The organism is Mumia sp., from assembly GCF_028803055.1.
In the GTDB taxonomy this organism is placed as follows: Bacteria; Actinomycetota; Actinomycetes; order Propionibacteriales; family Nocardioidaceae; genus Mumia.
In genome coordinates this window covers 1-2,736 of sequence record NZ_JARBCJ010000282.1, presented here as the reverse complement: position 1 = coordinate 2,736, position 2,736 = coordinate 1, and the positions used below count along the sequence as shown (strand labels likewise).

Annotated in this window: 4 protein-coding genes; all 4 read right to left on the bottom strand. The window is 71.2% G+C overall.

Annotation, left to right across the window (positions count from 1 at the left end):
• On the bottom strand, positions 1–401 hold a 401-nt coding region (locus PV363_RS17050), incomplete at its 3' end, for a serine hydrolase (protein WP_301022984.1).
• A gap of 1 nt (position 402) precedes the next feature.
• Positions 403–1,155: a type 1 glutamine amidotransferase gene (locus PV363_RS17045; RefSeq protein ID WP_301022983.1), complete on the bottom strand. Its 753-nt coding sequence runs from the start codon at positions 1,153–1,155 to the stop codon at positions 403–405.
• Complete coding sequence (locus PV363_RS17040; protein WP_301022982.1) at positions 1,139–2,194, bottom strand: dipeptide ABC transporter ATP-binding protein; 1,056 nt, start codon at positions 2,192–2,194, stop codon at positions 1,139–1,141. The genes PV363_RS17045 and PV363_RS17040 overlap by 17 nt, the downstream gene beginning before the upstream one ends.
• On the bottom strand, positions 2,181–2,736 hold a 556-nt coding region (locus tag PV363_RS17035), incomplete at its 5' end, for an ABC transporter ATP-binding protein (protein WP_301022981.1). The genes PV363_RS17035 and PV363_RS17040, both read right to left, overlap by 14 nt.

Sequence of the window (2,736 nt, the reverse complement as noted above, 5' to 3'; positions counted from 1 at the left end):
TCGGCGAGGACCTCCGCGATCGCCTCCAGCCCGACCCGCTCGACGACCATGTTGGTCGCCTCGTTGGAGGAGACCACGATCATCCGCTCGAGGACGTCGCGCAGCGGCATCGGGTCTCCGGGCGGGGCCATCCCGTGGTCGACGTCGTCGGGGACCAACCGGTAGTCGGGGGCCTCGGGCACCTGGCTGCTGAACGTGTCTCGGCTGATCAGCGTGTCGTCGAGGGCGAGGTCCCCGGACTCGACGAGGCGGACGGCGGCGACCAGCGGTGCCAGCTTGATCGTGCTCGCGGCATAGAACCGCTCCGTGGGACGGCGTTCGGCGAGCACCTCCCCGGAGGCCGTGGCCAGTCGGTACGCGATCACCGGTGTGCCGTCGCTGTAGGTGGCTCGCAGCGACATCTCAGACCTCCGTCCGCAGTGCCGCCGCCCGGACGACGTCGGCGAAGGCCGTGACCAGCCCGCGTGACTGACGCTCGTTGTCGTCGGCGTCGGCCTCCGCAGACTCCATCAGCGCCACGCGGTCGTAGCCGTCGGCCGCGAGAGCCGCCTCGTCCCACTGGGCGAGCCGCTCAGGGCCGACCTCGGGATGGAACTGCACCCCCCAGGCGCACACGCCGACGCGGAAGGCCTGCACGCGGCAGACCTCGCTGGTGGCCAGAAGGTCGGCGCCCGCGGGGAGCGCGGTGATGCTGTCGCTGTGGTTCTGGATCATGAGCAGCCGGCCTTCGTCGGCGAACCCGCCGAACACCGGGTCGTCCGCCGCGACGGGCAGCAGGTCGACCGAGCAGGATCCGCGCTCGGTCTCACCGGAGCGCTCAGTCACCCCGCCACCCGCGCAGAGGGCGAGGAGCTGGGCACCGAGGCAGATGCCCAGCAACGGCACCTCTCGCTGCAGCGACTGCACCGTCAGCCTGCGTTCGTGCGGGAGCCAGGGCGCATGGTCGTCGGCATCGGGCCTGAACCCGCCGCCGAGCGTGACGAGGCCGCCGTACCCGTCGAGGGACGCCGGCAGCTCGCTCCCGGCGAGGACGACGGGGACGACTCCCGCCTCCGTGAACCAGTCGACGAGGCGGCCGGCGTGGCTGGTCGGCGAGTTCTGGACGACGAGGACCCTCGGGCCCTCGTCGTCGGGCAGCTCAACGGCGGGCGACATCGGCGGCGAAGTGGCAGGCGGCGTGATGATCGGGGGACTCCTGGGGGGCGAGCTTCGGCCTGTCGTTGCGGCAGACGGCGGGGACCGGTCGCCCGTCGGGGCGCTCGGCGTCGACGCTGCCTTCGATCAACGGGGCCAGCCAGCAACGGGTGTGGAAGTGGCAGCCGGTCGGCGGATCGAGCGGAGACGGGACGTCGCCCTCGAGCATGATCTCGAGGCAGTCGTCTCGGCGGGTCGGGTCCGGGACCGGCGCCGCCGACATGAGAGCCCGGGTGTAGGGGTGGTGAGGGCGCTCGTAGACCTCGTCGTCGGTCCCGCTCTCGACCACCCGCCCGAGATACATCACCGCGACCTCGTCGGCGATGTGACGCACGACCGAGAGGTCGTGGGCGATGAAGAGGTACGAGAGGCCGAGGTCGTCCTGGAGCTCCTCGAGCAGGTTGATGACCTGCCCCTGGATCGAGACGTCGAGGGCCGAGACCGGCTCGTCGCACAGCAGGATCCGCGGGCGTACGGCGAGGGCGCGCGCGATCCCGATCCGCTGACGCTGCCCGCCCGAGAACTGGTGCGGGTAGCGGTGGACATGGTCGGGATTGAGCCCGACGCGGTCGAGGAGCTCGCGCACCGCCTTCCCCCGGTCACCCGCCGGAGCCATGTCGGGATGGATGGCGAACGCCTCGCCGACGATCTCGCCGATCGACATGCGCGGGTTCAGCGACGTGTAGGGGTCCTGGAACACCATCTGGATGGTGCGGCGCAGCGCGCGGCGTTCGGCGCGTCCGACGTCGGTGACGTCACGACCGTCCACGAGGATCTGCCCGCGGGTCGGCTTCTCGACGCCGACCAGAACCTTGGCGAGCGTCGACTTGCCTGACCCCGACTCGCCCACCAGGCCGAGCGTGCGTCCCTTGCGCAGCGTCAACGAGACGCCGTCGACGGCCTTCACCTCACCGATCTGCCGCTTGAGCACGACGCCGCGACGCACCGGGTAGTGCTTGGCGAGGTCGCGGACCTCCAGCACCACGTCAGCCTCGGGCATCGTTCATCACCTCCTCGGCGAAGTGGCAGGCGGCGGTCCTGTCGTAGGGGAGCGGGATCGACGGGGGTGGCGGGTCCACCCGGCAGATGTCCTCGGCGCGCTCGCAGCGCGGGTGGAACGGGCAGCCGTCCGGCACGCTCGTGGGGTCGGGCGGGCGCCCGGGGATGACGGCGAGCCCGGCACCCTTCTGGTCCAGACGGGGGATCGAACGCAACAGAGCGCGGGTGTAGGGGTGCGCGGGTGCGGCGTACACGTCGAAGACCGACGCCTGCTCGACGGCGCGACCGGCGTACATCACCGTGACGTCGTCGGCGACGTTGGCCACGACGCCCATGTCGTGGGTGATCAGGACCAGGCCCATCTGCCGTTCTGCCTGGATCTCGCCGAGCAGCCGCATGATCTGCGCCTGGACGGTGACGTCGAGCGCGGTCGTCGGCTCGTCGGCGATCAGCACCTCCGGATCGAGCGCGAGGGCCATCGCGATCATCACCCGCTGGCGCATGCCGCCGGAGAACTGGTGCGGGTACTCCTTCACCCGCTGC